Consider the following 14,524-nt stretch of genomic DNA (forward strand, 5'->3'; position numbering starts at 1 on the left):
TTCATGGATACCGTCAGCACAGGGCGCAGAAACCACGCGTTCTGCGTCAGGGTTTAAGCGTTGATAACCGCAAGTGGCCGAACACGGTCGCTGGCCTGACCACACTCTTTGAAGGGGACAACCAGTTATGAAGACACATGCGCGTTATACCATTTCGCGATACGCCCTTGTGATGGCGACCTCGCTGTTTACGGCTGCCGCCCTGACACCGGCACAAGCTCAGGAAGCGGTGGATGCCACGACGGGCGAGGTGACCGAGGTGGTTGTGGTCGGGGTGCGCGGCTCAGTGGCGCGCGCGGTCAAGCTCAAGCGCGATGCCTCTACGGTTCAGGATTCGATCAGCGCTCTTGAACTGGGCATGTTCCCTGATGACAATGTGGCGGACTCACTCAGTCACATCACCGGCGTGTCGATTTCGCGCACGGCGGGCGGCGAAGGCCAGCGGGTCAGTGTGCGCGGTCTGGGGCCTGAATATACGCTTTCGACCTTCAATGGCCGGATACTGGCGACCGATGGTGCGGGGCGTGATTTTGCCTATGATGTGCTGCCGTCCGATGTCATCAGCGGGGCCGATGTCGTTAAGGGGGCCGAGGCGTCATTGACCGAAGGCGGCATCGGGGGGCTGATCAATCTGCGCTCGGCCAGTCCGTTCGACAAACGCGGCCAGAACGGCATTGTGCGCATCGAAGGTGATCGTAACCTGATGTCGGAGCTTAACGGCCGCAAGCTTTCGGGCGTCTATAGCAACACCTTTGCCAATGACACCATGGGGGTGATGTTCGGGGTTGTGCTTGAGGAGCGCGATGACCGGACGGACGTGGCCGGTAATGACGGGGGCTGGACACGTAATGCCGACCCGAACGACGAAAGCTGGCTGTGGGGCAATGCCTGGGGCGGCAGTATCGATCCGAATGGCAATGGCGAACTGGATGAAGATGAATATGGCCTGATCGGGCCGGGTCAGTTCCGCGTCGGCTCCATTCTGGAAAAGAAAAAGCGCACCGCCTATTCGGCCAAGCTTGAGTGGCGTCCGAGCGATAATTTCCGTCTGGTGGTTGACGGATTGGCGACCAAACTGGATTCGCCGCAGGTCGGTTATCAGCAGTCCTTTTATCCGCTTTATGCCGCTGATCGCTGGTCGAACATGGTGATCGAGAACGGCATTGTCACAGGCTTTGACATGGATAATGCCGATCCGGAAATGCGGCTCAATCCGGAACTGCTTAATCAGACGTCACATCGGGTAGTGGACACGAAACTGTTTGGCGTCAATGCTGAATGGCAGGTGTCGGACAGCCTGACCCTGACCGGTGATCTTTATCGCTCGACCTCGTCGCGTCATTCGGGCGGGCAGGACAGCTATGTCGTTTTGCGCATGAACCAGCCCAATACGGCGCGTATTGAACTGTCGGGGGATCGGGTGCCGAATGTCACGGTTAATTTCGATGATGGGCGTGATCTGGGGGGCGGGCTGGCGAGCGGGGCGTTTTCGGATTCGGATTTCAACACGCACTATTTCTCGCTTAGCGGCGACAATATTGATGATGAAATTACCGGCGCTTCGTTTGCCGGGAACTGGGTTGTCGAGGACAAATGGCTTCAGAGTGTGCAGTTTGGCGTCACGCGGACTGACCGCAAAAAATCCCGCGATCTGGTCAATAATGCCCTGACGGGCGGGGCGGATTACTATTCCGGTGACTATGCTATCAATGTCGGTGATCTGGGGGGCAATGTCATCTCGCAGAGTTTCAGCCTGCCCAATTTCATGGACGAGGTGAGTGCTGAATTCCCACGCAACTTCCTGTCGTTTGATATTGCCGGTTATCAGCGCGCTCTGGCGGCCTATGATGGTACGGCGCGTCCGGGGGGCGGGGTTTATGACTATGCCGCTGCTGCGCCAGTGTGGAATCCGCTGCAAAGCTATCGCGTAGAGGAAGAAACCTGGGCGGGTTATGTGCAGGCTAATCTGGCGGGCGAACGCTGGACGGGTAATGTCGGTATGCGGCTGGTCCAGACCAGGACCTCGGCGCAGGCCTGGGATGCGCAGATCATCGAGATCATCGAGAATGGCGCGTTTAACTATACGGCGGTCTATGCGGCGCCTACGACAGTAAATCAGGAGAGCGACTATACCTATCTGTTGCCTTCGGCAAACCTGAATTACCGGATCACCGAAGACCTGAGGCTGCGCCTTGGGGCGGCCAGAACCATGGCGCGGCCTTCGGTCGAAATGCTGGCACCGACCAATACGACGGAAAGTGTCTCGTGGGGTGAATTTACGCAGATATACAGCGGGAATGCCGAGCTGAAACCCTATTCGGCGGATCAGTTCGATGTGTCGCTTGAGTGGTATTTCGGGCGTAATTCGATCTTTAATATTGCGGCCTTTTACAAGCATATCGAAGACCAGATCACCAGCAGCTGGGAGCCTAATCAGGACATCGGCGTGCCGGGCTATATGTTCAATGTCAGCCGCCCGATCAATGGTGATTATGCCAAGGTCAAGGGCGTAGAAATCGGTCTGCAACACTTTATGGACAACGGCTTTGGCGTGCGGGCGCAATATACGCGCAACTGGTCGAAGAGCTATGTTGAGGACGAGGAGCGTCCGCTGGAGGGCATAGCGCCGTCGGTCTATTCGCTCGGTGTCTTCTATGAGCGCGGGCCGGTGTCGGTAAGTGTGACCGGCGACCATACGGACGGGTTTGCGACGGCGACCAGTGTGCTGGGGGCGGGCTTTAATGAAGAGGCCGATCCGATCACCTGGGTGACAGCGCATGCGTCTTATCGCCTTACCGAGAAGCTGGATATCAGCCTTGAGGGCCAGAACCTTCTGGATGAGGCGCAGACCTACAGCATTAACGGCAATCCGCTGTTGCCGCAGGGCTATTATCGTTATGGCGCGTCGCTCAAGCTGGGCCTGAGCTACAGATTCTAAAATATAAAAATGGCTGATGTCGCGTTTATCCCTGAGCTTCGGGTCAGGGATGGGCGTGATATTGCCTGAACAGCAGGAGATATATCGGGTGACTATTGTGAAGGTACGGCGTGCGCCTCTATCGGCGCTTTCGGGGGTGTTTTTTGTCAGTCTGGCGGCCTGTGGCGGGGGGTCGGGGGCCGCCAGCACCACGCCGTCTGCACCTGCGCCAGTCAAAAGTGTTCGCGCTGATTTCAGTGCGACAAATGCCGAGTTCGCCAATCCTGAGCGCGGGTTTTATCGGGCGACCTCTGATCTGGATAAGTTAAGCGCCAGTGTGGTGGCCGATGCCTATGCCAGCGGGTTCCGGCTGATCTATGCGCGGATTAATCTGGAGCCTTTCCGCGACACGGATATTTCGCCGGAATTTCTGGGCCGGTTGGAAACGGCGTTTGAAACGGCCCGCAAAGGTGGCGTCAAGCTGATCGTGCGGGCGACCTATAATTATCCGAGGGGCGAGACGGATTATCATAATGCGCAGGATGCGTCCTTGCCGCGGGTCAGGAGCCATCTCGGGCAGCTTAAGCCTTTGTTGCATGAAAATGCCGATGTGATTTCGGTGGTTCAGGCCGGATTTATCGGGGCCTGGGGCGAATGGCATACTTCATCGAACAATCTGACGTCGGTGGAAAACCGCACGGCGGTCAAGAATGCCCTGCTGGAGGCCGTGCCTGCCACGCGCTTTGTTCAGTTCCGTTATCCGCCCTATATTATGGACTGGGCTCCGACCCTGCCGGATATGACGGCGGCTCTGAACGGCAGTTTCCGCATCGGGTTCCATAACGACTGTTTTCTGGCCAGTCAGACCGATGTCGGCACCTATAGCGAGGATGCGACCATAAGGGCGCGGGAACAGGCCTATAATGACCGCTTGGGTGATCTGGCACCGTTTGGCGGGGAAACATGTAATCCGGCGGATGCGGTCAATCCGACACCGCGCACGAGTTGTGAGGCCATTCTGGCGGAAGGGGCGGGCTATAATCTGACCTATCTCAATGACAGCTATTATCGACCGCTGTTTCACAACAACTGGACGACCAATGGCTGTATGGCCGAGGTGCGGCGGCGCATGGGCTATCGCTTCGGGCTTGTCAGTACCAGCCATCAGGTCAGTGCCACGCGCGGCGAGAACTTCACCCTGAATTTGACGGTGCGCAATTCGGGCTGGGCGCGACTCTATAACCCCCGTCCTGTCGAAATTATTCTGCGCGATCCATCCAACGGGGCTGTGCAGCGGCTGGTGACGACGGGCGCAGATCCGCGTGGCTGGCTTCCGGGCGCGGACACGGTGCAGACGCTTTCGGTCAGGTTGCCGGCTGATCTTGGGGCCAAGGCCTATGAGGTGTGGCTGGCCTTACCCGATGCCGGTGAGCGCCTGAAAGGTGACGCGCGCTTTGCCATTCGTCTGGCCAATGCCGATGATGCGGGCAAGGGGCAGAAATGGGATGACACGCTTGGAGCGTTTGCGCTGGGGACCACGGTCACCGTTCGCTGATTAGTGCGTGTTGAAATGCGCGGGTCGCAGGGGGCATTGCCAGTCATTGCCGACACTGCGGCCACTGTACTGGCTCGCTTCGGAGCGTTCGCCGTGACGGGCCAGCATGGGATTGGCGCTGCCGGAAAAGGCAATGTCACGGTCTATGATGCTGGCTCTCAGGGCCTCATACCGGCCTTCGTGCCGGAGGTGCTCGAACTGGTCGTGGGTATTGAAAATCAGCACAGGCACGTCAAAGCGCCGTGCGGGGCGACTGGCGTTCGGATGCAGGGCGACAATGAAAAAGGCTTCTTCGGCAAAGCTTAGGGAAAATTCGGGGTGATCCGCGTTGGGGCTGACGCGCGGATCATAGGCGTAACCCTTGGCGGCATCGGTATCTTCGAGGGCCTGAAGACGTGACCACATGGCTTTTTCAAATGTGGGTTCATCAAGGGTATCGGGACCATCAAATATAACGGCAAAGCTCTGGAAGGGGCCGGGTGCCTGACGATAGGTGGTGACAAAGGCTTCGAGGCCCGCGTGAATTTCAGGGTCATGGCGCGGACAGCGCAGGTCACCGGCGTTCAGGAAGGTGATCCGATCACGGGCGAGGGCTGATTTTGCGCCGACGCAGGGGAAAGCCTTATGTCGGATATGGGCAATCAGTTTGTCTTTGAAGTCTTCGGTTCGGTCTAAAACCGGATCATAATGATCAAGTGTCTTATGGGACGCAAAGTCGGGAAGGGCTGACATGTGACCTCCTTTACAGGGGGCAGATATTAGCCAATTGATTCTAAGTAATGGTGGTGAAGGCACGTGCTTGTTTACAAACGTATAATAAACGAAAATGTCGCCCTATGGCTTATTTGCGGATTTATTATTAAATGCGCGGGGTTTTATATTCTTTGACTATGGCTGTACTTCTAAGGTCAGGCGACGCACATATTACCACTGAGGGCACATGGTACAGGAAATTTCACCGCGCACCGGCGCTGCGTTTCGCCTTAAGAAGGGGCAGCGCCTCAGGGTCATCGACCCGCAGGGCGAGCAGGTATCGGACATGCTGGCCTTCAATGCCGACGATGTTCAGGAGGTGATTTCCTCCGGCCGGACGCTTGATTATGCGTCAAAGCTGTTTCTCAGTACGGGTGATCCGCTCTATTCCAACCGCAGCCGGATCATGTTGCGGATTATCGAAGATACGGTCGGGCGGCATGATTTTCTGCTGACGCCCTGTTCGGCAGATACGTTCCGCATCATCTATGGCGACGAACATCCGCATCATGGCTGCTTCGGCAATCTGGCGCAGGCGCTGAAGCCCTATGGTATCGCGCCTGACCAGATTCCGGTGGCGTTCAATATCTTCATGAATGTGCAGGTCAATGGGGAGACCGGCGAACTTAGGGTCGATCCACCCAAAAGCCGTGCTGGTGACCATATTCTGTTTGAGGCGGATATGGATCTGATTGTGGCGCTGACGGCCTGTTCGGCGCTGCAGTCGAATAACTATGCCTTTAAGCCTATTCATTATGTCATTGAATAAGGGACGTGACGCGGTTGCGTTTTGTCTCAGGTAAGCAAGATACCCCACCACCCCCGCGATAAATCGCGGCGGTCCCCCTCCCCATTGAAATGGGGAGGAGTGAAAAGTGGTCAGGCGGCGTCGGCTATGTCGGGCGTGGCGGGGGTGTTTGGTTGTTTTAGCGCCGTGCCTGATTTTACTTCAGGCATGGTTTCAAATTGCCGGATCAGCTGGCCCAGCGTTTTGACCGGCACAGACGGTATCAGCGCCCTGAGGTGCGGCAGACGCGCATAGGGAATGGAGGGCCAGAAATGGTGCTCCCAATGGTGCCATGACAGGTGCGGGGCGAGCAGGGGGCCTTGCCACCCGTTCAGATGCAGGCGCTGGGTCGTGTCGGTGCCCTGATGTTCGATCCACATTCTCAGGCGGAAGAACATAATAAAGCTTGTGAGTAGCGAGACATACCAGATGACCGACACCCACCACAGACCAAAGGTCAGAAGCACGGCATTGAACGTCAGATGCCACAGGGCCAGCGCCGCGTAGGTGCGGTTACGGGTCGGGCGTGAATAGTCAAAGATGATCTTGTAATCAATGACGCCGCCGCCGATCAGGTCACGGGCGGCAAGGGTGAGGACATCCTTGAGTTTTGCCGGCAGGTCCCACTGATCAGCGCGCAGGCCCTTATAGACAATTTCCGGATCATGCATCGTGCCAAGGTCGCGGTGATGCAGTATATGCAGGTTGCGGTAGCCGTCACCGGTCAGGCCGAGGGGCATCCACGCCAGCAGATCATTCAGAAGATCATTCAGGCGTTTATTGTAGGTGATGGTGAAGTGTGTGCCGTCATGGCCGAGCAGGGCCAGCGCGTGCTGACGGTTGCCAATCACCAGTATGGCCGGAAGTATGAGCCACAGGCTTTGGGCCCAGCCCAATAGTCCGAAGGTGAGGGCAATCACGCCCCAGTCAAGGGCGGCGTCTTTGAGCCAGGTGACAGGGATGCGGCGGCTCAGGCGTTTGAGGTCGGCGGGTTTTAGCAGACCGTTGATGGTCTGGTCGCGATGATAGTCCATACGGGTTCCCCTGAGGATTGTCAGATAAACCCGATCGTAAAGGCCGCAAAAAATACAAACATCACGCGTATACGTGATCCTTTTACTCTCCTTAAAGGAGAAAATTAACCTTAAGCTGGGCGTGGCCGCGGCGCGCTGATGGGGCGGGTTGGGCCTTTTGTGACTATTCAGCCATGAGGTAAAAAATGCTGTTCAAATCTGAAGGATACCGGTTTGAAGATTTTGTTGAAAAGACCAGTAAGCTGACGACGCCAGGGGCGTTGTTTGAAGAGTTTACCGGCGTAATGGGACAGTTTGGCTATACGCGCATCATATTTTCGGTGCCGCGTGACGAGGCCTTGCCGGAGGCGGATAACCGTATCGGCCTGATGCATAACTACCCCGAAGACTGGCAGAAATACTATAACGAGAAAGGGTTCGAGCGGCTTGATCCGGTGCTTAAGGCGGCGGGCACCTATAGTCATGCCTTCCGCTGGCGGACGCTTGAGCGCTCGCACAAGTTGTCGGAACGTCAGATCCGTTTTTTTCGCTTAGGCGAGGAGGCCGGATTACGGCACGGCATTGGCATTCCGATGTCAGGCGATAAGGCGCAGATTGCCGGAATTGCCATGGCCTCAGGTGAGCGGGTCGATGCGGTGCGGTCTGATCTTGATCTCATCAGCGCCTATTGCAACCAGTTCTTCATGAGCTTCAAGCGTCTTAAGGGAGCGGAGCCGGTGGCAACAGACGCGCTGGTATCCTTGTCGAAAAAGGAAACCGAAGTGCTGCAATGGGTGGCGGCGGGCCGCAGTGACGATGATATCGGGCAAATTCTAGGGATCAGTGTGCACACGGTGGATACGCATCTGCGGCATGTCTATCAGAAGCTGGAGGTCAATAACCGCGTATCGGCGGTTGTGAAGGCCATTATTATGGGGCTGATAAAAATATAGGCGCTCACGCATTCGCGTGATGTTGGACGGCGGCATTACACGCTCTGATCGGGCCTGCACAGGAGGCCATTCATGATCACCGTCATTTCCCATCAGAATATCACCCGCCACGCCGAGCTTTATCTCTCGCAATTCAGGCTGAGGCATCAGGAGTTTATCGAACGCCAGAATTACAATGTAAAAACCTTACATGGTATGGAGTTCGACGAATATGATACCCTGGCTTCGGTCTATCTGGTCTATTCTGAGGACGGTAAGGAAGCGCTAGGGTGCAGCCGTCTGACACCTACGGACAAGGGCTGTATGCTGGCCGATCACTGGCCGGAACTGGTGGTCGATCATTCGCTTTTGGGGGCGTCAGATATCTGGGAGGGGACACGGTTTTGCATCAACCGGCATCTGCCCGCCACGCAACGGCAGACCATCTGCCGTCAGATAAGTCTCGCCTATCTCGAGTTCGGATTGACGAATAATATATCCAAAATCATCGGTCTTATGCCCACACTGATCCTGCGGTCGGTATTTGAACGTTCGGGCATAAGTCTTGAGAGGTTAGGCCCGTCACAGGCCATAGGCGCCCATGCAAAAATACAGGCCGCCGCTATACCGGTAAGTGCGCACCAGCTGGCGCAGGCGCGCGGTAAAACCGGCCTGTCGGCACTGACCCGCTATGAGGAGTGCTTTATTGACTATTTTGAAAAAGGCAGACAAAGAGCCGCCTGAATCGCGCATATTGGTACGCGCCTAGCTTGCTAATATCTGTGGGTTCATGCTAGGCGTGTAGGCAGATTATTGTATTATCCATTTGAGAGTAGAGTTCATGTTACGTGACAAGGTGCCCCATAAGGTTGATGTCATCGTCGGCGCACGCGTGCGCGGGCGTCGCAAGGAAATGGGCCTGTCTCAGACCGAACTGGCTGAAGCGGTGGGGGTTACCTTTCAGCAGGTGCAGAAATATGAAAGCGGTGTGAACCGCATCAGTGCCTCGAAGTTGTTTGAAATATCCAGGGTGCTGCAAACCTCGATTCAGGATTTCTTTGAATTTCCCGAAGAGCAGACCGAGAACTTTTCGGTATCGTCTTCGGAAGAGAATGTTATCAATTTTCTCTATACCTCCGAAGGCATTGAGCTGGCGCGGACCTTTACCGCCATTCGTAACGGGCGCAAGCGTCGCGGGATTCTCAGCCTTATTCGCACGCTGGCGGACGATCCGGCGCAGGATAGCGCCGTTTAATTCTCCGAAATCTGGTCAAACCGGTCAAAAAAATCACCGGCATCACTCATCTTCATGATGGTATGAATGCGCGTGCCTGACATTATCACGAGGCCCTGTCCGTACAGGAGGGGCGCGTTTAATGTGGGAGGCCGGGGCTTATGTCGGTGGAAAAAATTTCGTTTGGTGAAGGCGCAACACGCGTTCTGGATGCGCTGGAATTTCTAAAGAAGCAGTGTGAACAGTCGGGACTTGATCATATGGCGAGACATATCCATGTCGCGCTTGCGGCCTGTCTTGATGAATATGTCGAAGAAAAGCGCAGTGAGCTGGAGCGCAAGCTGGAAGGCTTTGTTGAAAAGCGTCAGCAGCTTAATTAAGGTCGGATCAGGCCCAGCATAATGCCTTTGATTGAGGCGGTGACGCGGTTATTGACTTCCAGCTTCTCGAAGATATGCCGCATATGGGTGTTGACCGTATTGCGGCTGATCAGGAGCTGGTCGGCAATATCATCGTCCGTCGCACCGGTCGCGACGCGGGTCAGAATCTCGATTTCTTTCACCGTCAGGGTCACGTTGAGACGGCCATTGGCTTTGGCGTTCAGACGCTTATAGGCCATGTAAAACTGGTTGCAGTAGGCAAACAGAAGGTCGAGATTCTTACAGCATTCGTCGGATCTGTGGGAGGTGGCCAGAGCGATGCCGGCTATCTGGGATTTCGGGCCGTGCAGGGGAATGCCGACGCCGTGATTTAAACCGGCATCCTCACCCATGCGCATGAATTTGGTCTGCTGACCCGATATGCGCGCCGTGCGTTCCACATCTGACCAGTAAAAGGGCAGGTCGTGGGTGGCGGCGGCTTTCAGGACAGGGTCAATTCTGTCGAAGCCCTTTTCGACATAATATCTTTGCCAGTCTTCGGGGTAATGATGGAGCAGGCCAATGCGGTTCAGGTCTTCGGGGAGGTCCGAATCACGCGCCACCGAGAAAATCAGCCGGTCATAGCCGAAGCTCTGCATGCTGCCGGTGAGCAGGTCAAACAGGGCTTCGGATGAGCGGGCCTCTGTGGTTTTCAAAACAAAGGTTTCGAAAGAGGCTGCATTGGGTGTCGGGACAAGCATGAGCGCCGCATAATACTGTGATCGGGTGATATTAGCGGTTCCGATATTCTGGGCAATCGCTTTTCGCATCTGTGTGGCATTATGCGCGGGGGCGGCACAGCCTCTGCCCAGATCGCCTGCTGATATTACCGGTCAGCAGATTGAAATCACCGTGCCTGCCGCGTTTTTCCTGATGAAATGACCTATCTGTGATGCATTAGATAATATATATATTATAAATGGCTTGACCTGTCGCGGACATGTCCTGATAAATACCTGCCGCCGTTCCCAATGGCGGGTAACAATAAAAAGAGGCAGGTATGGTTACGCTTACGGCTCCGGCAGGCACCGGAGGGAGCGCGGGTGCGCCAGATCACAAATTCAATCTCGGTTATATTGTCATCATCTCCTTTGTGGCGGCCCTTGGGGGCTTGCTGTTTGGTTATGACTGGGTGGTGGTTGGCGGGGCCAAGCCGTTTTACGAGGCCTATTTCGGCCTGACGTCCGAAGCGCTTGTGGGCTGGGCCAACAGTTGCGCACTTTTGGGGTGTCTGGCCGGTTCTGTGTTCGCCGGTTTTGTCTCTGACCGGATCGGCCGGAAAAAGCTGCTGATTCTCGCGGCGTTTCTGTTTGCCTCAACGGCGTTCCTGACGGGTTGGGCCACGTCTTTCGATATGTTTATCGTCTGGCGCATCTTGGGCGGCGTGGCGATCGGCATCGCGTCGAATGTGTCGCCGACCTATATTGCCGAGATCAGCCCGCCGAAGTGGCGCGGGCGTCTGGTGGTGCTCAATCAGCTGACGCTGGTCATCGGGATTCTGGGGGCGCAGATCGTCAACTGGATGATTGCCAATACCGGTTCGGGGACAGACGCGACCTCGATGGAGGCCTTGCGGGAAACATGGGTCGGGCAATATGGCTGGCGCTGGATGTTTACCGCTGTGGCCGCGCCTTCGATTGTGTTTCTGATCTGTGCGTTCTTTGTGCCGGAAAGCCCGCGCTGGCTCATCAAGGCCGGGGCCACGGAAAAAGCCAGAACCATTTTGTCACGCATCGGCGGCTCAGACTATGCCGACGCCCAGATTTCGGATGTTGCCAAGGGGCTGCACAGCGAAGCCAGTACCAAAGGGGCCTGGCGTGATCTGTTGCGACCGGCGATGTTTATGGTGCTGCTGATGGGCATGGGGCTGGCGGTGTTGCAGCAATGGAGCGGCACCAATGTCATCTTCAACTATGCCGAAGAAATCTATCGCGGGGCGGGCTATGACCTGAGCGGGGTGATGTTCAATATTGTCATTACCGGCGCGATCAATCTGGTGTTTACGCTGGTGGCGACCTTGTTTGTTGACCGTGTTGGCAGGCGTGCCCTGATGCTGTGGGGCGCCGGGGGTATGGCGCTTATTCACCTGTGTCTGGGGGCGGCCTTCTTTATGGGGGTTACCGGTGTGGCGGTACTGGGGCTCACTCTGGCGGTGATTGCGCTCTACGCCATGTCGCTGGCGCCGGTCACCTGGGTGCTTTTGTCGGAAATCTTTCCGACACGGGTGCGCGGGGCGGCCATGTCCATATCGGTCTCGGCTTTGTGGATTGCCTGCTTTATCGTCACCTTTACCTTCCCTCTGATGAACAAGGCGCTCGGGGCCGCAGGCACCTTCTGGTGCTATGGCGCGTTCTGTTTCATTGGCTTTATCCTGATCCGCAAATATGTGCCGGAAACCAAGGGGAAGTCGCTCGAGGAAATTGAAACCCAGCTTAACCTGCGCTGAAACCGAAAGGCAGATTTAATGAGCCTGTTCAAACCTAACCGCTATGCCGTTTCCATGGCCGCTCTGTTGTTGATGGCGTCACCGTCACTGGCGGAAACCTATCGTGTTGATGCGGCGACACCACCCGAAGCGCCGCGTGAAGGCCTGCTGAATTTGGGGTCAAATACCGCGCCGGACGGGCGGGTGCTGAGTGTCAATAACCGTTATCTGATGCTCAACAATCAGCCGGTTTTGCCGGTCATGGGTGAGTTTCACTATACGCGTTTCCCTGAGGCCTATTGGGAAGAACAACTCCTTAAGATGAAGGCGGCGGGTGTCAATGTCATCGCCACCTATGTCATCTGGCAGCACCATCAGGAGCAGCCGGACAGCTTTAACTGGAGCGGCAATCGTGACCTGAGGCGCTTTATTCAACTGGCGCAGAAACATGACCTTTATGTCTATTTGCGGCCGGGGCCGTGGGCCCATGCCGAGGTGCGCTTTGGCGGTGTGCCTGACTGGGTGGTGCATGCGGTGCCGACGCGTGGCAATGACCCGACCTATCTCAGCTATGTCGATCGCTATTTTGGCGAGGTCTTCAAACAGGCCGAAGGGCTTTTGTGGAAAGACGGCGGCCCTATCATCGGTATCCAGATCGAGAACGAATATAACCGCACCGGCCCGCTTCAGGGGCGTGAGCATATCGGTCGGCTGAAAGACATGATGATCGCACATGGTTTTGACCTGCCGCTCTATACGGTGACCGGTTGGGACAACGCCGTGTTTCCGCGCGGTGAAGTGATTCCGGTATTTGGTTCCTATGTCGATGAGCCGTGGTCGGCTTCAGGGGTAATGATGCCGCCGAAATCGAGTTTCGTGTTCCAGTTCGGGGTGCGGAATGAGCAGGGGCTGGGGGCGCAGGGGCGTACCTCGACGCAGGATGACGGGGCGCGTGACGCCGATATCACGCCGTTTTTCGGGGCTGAATATGGTGGGGGTGTGCCGCAGATGTATCGCCGCCGTCCGCTGATTGCGCCGGATGATATTGCCGACATGCTGGTCACCAAGGTCGGTTCGGGTGTAAATCTGATGGGCTATTACATGTTTCAGGGCGGGCAGAATCCGGCCGGAACGCCCTATCGTCATGAAAGCATAGCCACCGGCAGCCCGAATGATGTGCCCTATTTCGGCTATGATTTTCAGGCCCCTCTGGCGCAATATGGCCATGCCCATCCGGTGTTGAACCGCATTCGTCCGGTGCACTATTTCCTGCAAGCCTTTGGCGATCGTCTGGCCCCGATGACGGTCTATGCGCCGGATCAGTTGCCGAAAGATACGGCTGACCTTGAGACCCTGCGCTGGGCCTTCCGTGGCGATGGGCAGTCGGGCTTTGTCTTCGTCAATAACCACGTGCGTGAATATGAGACGCCGGCCCATGCCGATACCCGGTTTAATGTGGTGCTGGCTGGCAAGACCCTGACCCTGCCGTCAAAGGGTGTGACGGTGGAAAAGGGCGATGCCTTTATCTGGCCGGTGCATTTTGATCTGGCGGGGATTGATCTCAAGTGGGCGACCGCGCAGCCCGTGACGCAGATACGTGACAGCGAAGGGGAGCTGTTTGTCTTCAGCGGCACGGCGAAGATTGCGCCGGAGTTTGTCTTTGACCGCGCGATCACGGTGCGTGGGGGTACGCAAAAGACGGTGGACGGGCAAAAGATTGTCACGCCACGTTCGGGGGAGATTGTCACCCTGAGTGATGCCTCGGGCAAGCGCAGCCGCTTCCTTTATCTTGAGGCGGCGCAGGCGGATCGTCTGGCGGTGATCGAGATGGAGGGCCCGAATAATCAGAGTCAGACACGTCTGATCCTCAGTGACGCCCATGCCTTTGGCAGCCCCGAGGGCGGCCTGAGCCTGCGTCAGACCAGCCCTGATTTTGCGTTCGCGGCCTATCCGGCGCTGGGGGCGCAGGTGACCTCAAGTCTGGCGCTCAAGCGTGGCAAGGCACAGGGTGTCTTTGCGACCTATAGTGCGCGGGCGGCAGAGGTCAGTCTTGAGCCGGAGGTGTCGGTCTTGCGTCCGGTGGGCAAGGCTCCGCCGCTTAAGCTGCACGGGCCGCGCAATACGCCGGTCGCGCCGGTGCCTGAAAGCTTTGCGGCCGCAGGGGCCTGGAAGATCAAGGTGCCGCAGGATGCGCTTAAAGGGGTGTCGGACGTCTATATGGACGTGGCCTATGAAGGCGATGTGGCGCGTCTGTTTTCCGGGCCGGAAATGCTGGATGATGAATATTTCATTGGCCGCACCTGGCGGATCGGGCTTAAGCGTTATGCCGATAAACTTGATCAGCCTCTGACCGTGACCATCATGCCTTTGCGTGAAGATTCCACCGTCTATCTCGATCCTTCGGTCAAGCCGCAGTTCGAAGACGGGCAGGTGGCACGGATCAAGGATCTCAGGCTGGTGCCGGAATATGATCTGACCCTAAGATAGAG

Annotated in this window: 12 protein-coding genes; 9 read left to right on the forward strand and 3 right to left on the reverse strand. The window is 56.6% G+C overall.

Features of this window, described 5'->3' with window-relative positions:
• Nucleotides 1-127 precede the first annotated feature (127 nt).
• Entirely contained in the window at nucleotides 128-2,938 is a 2,811-nt protein-coding gene (locus tag E5201_RS12105) for a TonB-dependent receptor (protein ID WP_140986354.1), read from the forward strand.
• Between the two features lie 16 nt (nucleotides 2,939-2,954).
• A complete protein-coding gene (locus E5201_RS12110) occupies nucleotides 2,955-4,472 on the forward strand; it encodes a DUF4832 domain-containing protein (RefSeq protein WP_246050672.1) in 1,518 nt (505 codons plus the stop codon).
• Here E5201_RS12110 and gntA read toward each other — a convergent pair whose 3' ends face one another.
• Nucleotides 4,473-5,204, reverse strand: a complete 732-nt coding sequence (gntA, locus tag E5201_RS12115; RefSeq protein ID WP_140986355.1) for a guanitoxin biosynthesis heme-dependent pre-guanitoxin N-hydroxylase GntA — start codon at nucleotides 5,202-5,204, stop codon at nucleotides 4,473-4,475.
• A 208-nt stretch (nucleotides 5,205-5,412) separates the two neighbouring features.
• On the opposite strand from gntA, the gene E5201_RS12120 reads away from it, so the two are divergent.
• Nucleotides 5,413-5,994, forward strand: coding sequence for a DUF1989 domain-containing protein (locus tag E5201_RS12120; RefSeq protein ID WP_140986356.1), 582 nt, complete (start codon nucleotides 5,413-5,415; stop codon nucleotides 5,992-5,994).
• A 110-nt stretch (nucleotides 5,995-6,104) separates the two neighbouring features.
• On the opposite strand, the gene E5201_RS12125 is transcribed toward E5201_RS12120, so the two are convergent.
• Nucleotides 6,105-7,046, reverse strand: a complete 942-nt coding sequence (locus E5201_RS12125) for a fatty acid desaturase family protein (RefSeq protein ID WP_140986357.1) — start codon at nucleotides 7,044-7,046, stop codon at nucleotides 6,105-6,107.
• Between the two features lie 185 nt (nucleotides 7,047-7,231).
• Between E5201_RS12125 and E5201_RS12130 the strand changes: the two genes are divergently transcribed.
• The 4 genes from E5201_RS12130 to E5201_RS12145 all read left to right on the forward strand — a co-directional run bounded on the left by E5201_RS12130 (nucleotide 7,232) and on the right by E5201_RS12145 (nucleotide 9,571).
• Nucleotides 7,232-7,978 carry a helix-turn-helix transcriptional regulator gene (locus tag E5201_RS12130; protein WP_140986358.1) on the forward strand — a complete coding sequence of 249 codons (747 nt, stop codon included), beginning with the start codon at nucleotides 7,232-7,234 and terminating at the stop codon, nucleotides 7,976-7,978.
• Between the two features lie 72 nt (nucleotides 7,979-8,050).
• On the forward strand, nucleotides 8,051-8,701 hold the full coding sequence (locus tag E5201_RS12135) for an acyl-homoserine-lactone synthase (protein ID WP_140986359.1): 651 nt from the start codon (nucleotides 8,051-8,053) through the stop codon (nucleotides 8,699-8,701).
• A 97-nt stretch (nucleotides 8,702-8,798) separates the two neighbouring features.
• Nucleotides 8,799-9,212, forward strand: coding sequence for a helix-turn-helix domain-containing protein (locus tag E5201_RS12140; RefSeq protein ID WP_140986360.1), 414 nt, complete (start codon nucleotides 8,799-8,801; stop codon nucleotides 9,210-9,212).
• Nucleotides 9,213-9,352: 140 nt separating this feature from the next.
• The gene (locus E5201_RS12145) at nucleotides 9,353-9,571 is read left to right on the forward strand and encodes a hypothetical protein (RefSeq protein WP_140986361.1); all 219 of its coding nucleotides are present in this window, start codon (nucleotides 9,353-9,355) and stop codon (nucleotides 9,569-9,571) included.
• Here E5201_RS12145 and E5201_RS12150 read toward each other — a convergent pair.
• Nucleotides 9,568-10,380 carry a helix-turn-helix transcriptional regulator gene (locus tag E5201_RS12150; protein ID WP_140986362.1) on the reverse strand — a complete coding sequence of 271 codons (813 nt, stop codon included), beginning with the start codon at nucleotides 10,378-10,380 and terminating at the stop codon, nucleotides 9,568-9,570. The genes E5201_RS12145 and E5201_RS12150 overlap by 4 nt on opposite strands.
• Nucleotides 10,381-10,610: 230 nt before the next feature.
• On the opposite strand from E5201_RS12150, the gene E5201_RS12155 reads away from it, so the two are divergent.
• Together E5201_RS12155 and E5201_RS12160 are read left to right on the forward strand one after the other, a co-directional pair.
• Nucleotides 10,611-12,056 (forward strand): sugar porter family MFS transporter, encoded by a 1,446-nt coding sequence (locus tag E5201_RS12155; protein ID WP_140986363.1) that lies wholly within the window; start codon nucleotides 10,611-10,613, stop codon nucleotides 12,054-12,056.
• Nucleotides 12,057-12,074: 18 nt separating this feature from the next.
• Nucleotides 12,075-14,522, forward strand: a complete 2,448-nt coding sequence (locus tag E5201_RS12160; RefSeq protein WP_140986364.1) for a beta-galactosidase — start codon at nucleotides 12,075-12,077, stop codon at nucleotides 14,520-14,522.
• Nucleotides 14,523-14,524: the final 2 nt, after the last annotated feature.

It is taken from the genome of Asticcacaulis tiandongensis (assembly GCF_006475605.1).
Lineage (GTDB): Bacteria > Pseudomonadota > Alphaproteobacteria > Caulobacterales > Caulobacteraceae > Asticcacaulis > Asticcacaulis tiandongensis.

What these genes read in the sequence shown, in the direction of transcription:
- E5201_RS12105 (WP_140986354.1), top strand. Translation starts at nt 128, where the DNA reads ATGAAGACACATGCGCGTTATACCATTTCGCGATACGCCCTTGTGATG.
- E5201_RS12110 (WP_246050672.1), top strand. Translation starts at nt 2,955, where the DNA reads ATGTCGCGTTTATCCCTGAGCTTCGGGTCAGGGATGGGCGTGATATTG.
- gntA (WP_140986355.1), bottom strand. Translation starts at nt 5,204, where the DNA reads ATGTCAGCCCTTCCCGACTTTGCGTCCCATAAGACACTTGATCATTAT.
- E5201_RS12120 (WP_140986356.1), top strand. Translation starts at nt 5,413, where the DNA reads ATGGTACAGGAAATTTCACCGCGCACCGGCGCTGCGTTTCGCCTTAAG.
- E5201_RS12125 (WP_140986357.1), bottom strand. Translation starts at nt 7,046, where the DNA reads ATGGACTATCATCGCGACCAGACCATCAACGGTCTGCTAAAACCCGCC.
- E5201_RS12130 (WP_140986358.1), top strand. Translation starts at nt 7,232, where the DNA reads ATGCTGTTCAAATCTGAAGGATACCGGTTTGAAGATTTTGTTGAAAAG.
- E5201_RS12135 (WP_140986359.1), top strand. Translation starts at nt 8,051, where the DNA reads ATGATCACCGTCATTTCCCATCAGAATATCACCCGCCACGCCGAGCTT.
- E5201_RS12140 (WP_140986360.1), top strand. Translation starts at nt 8,799, where the DNA reads ATGTTACGTGACAAGGTGCCCCATAAGGTTGATGTCATCGTCGGCGCA.
- E5201_RS12145 (WP_140986361.1), top strand. Translation starts at nt 9,353, where the DNA reads ATGTCGGTGGAAAAAATTTCGTTTGGTGAAGGCGCAACACGCGTTCTG.
- E5201_RS12150 (WP_140986362.1), bottom strand. Translation starts at nt 10,380, where the DNA reads ATGCGAAAAGCGATTGCCCAGAATATCGGAACCGCTAATATCACCCGA.
- E5201_RS12155 (WP_140986363.1), top strand. Translation starts at nt 10,611, where the DNA reads ATGGTTACGCTTACGGCTCCGGCAGGCACCGGAGGGAGCGCGGGTGCG.
- E5201_RS12160 (WP_140986364.1), top strand. Translation starts at nt 12,075, where the DNA reads ATGAGCCTGTTCAAACCTAACCGCTATGCCGTTTCCATGGCCGCTCTG.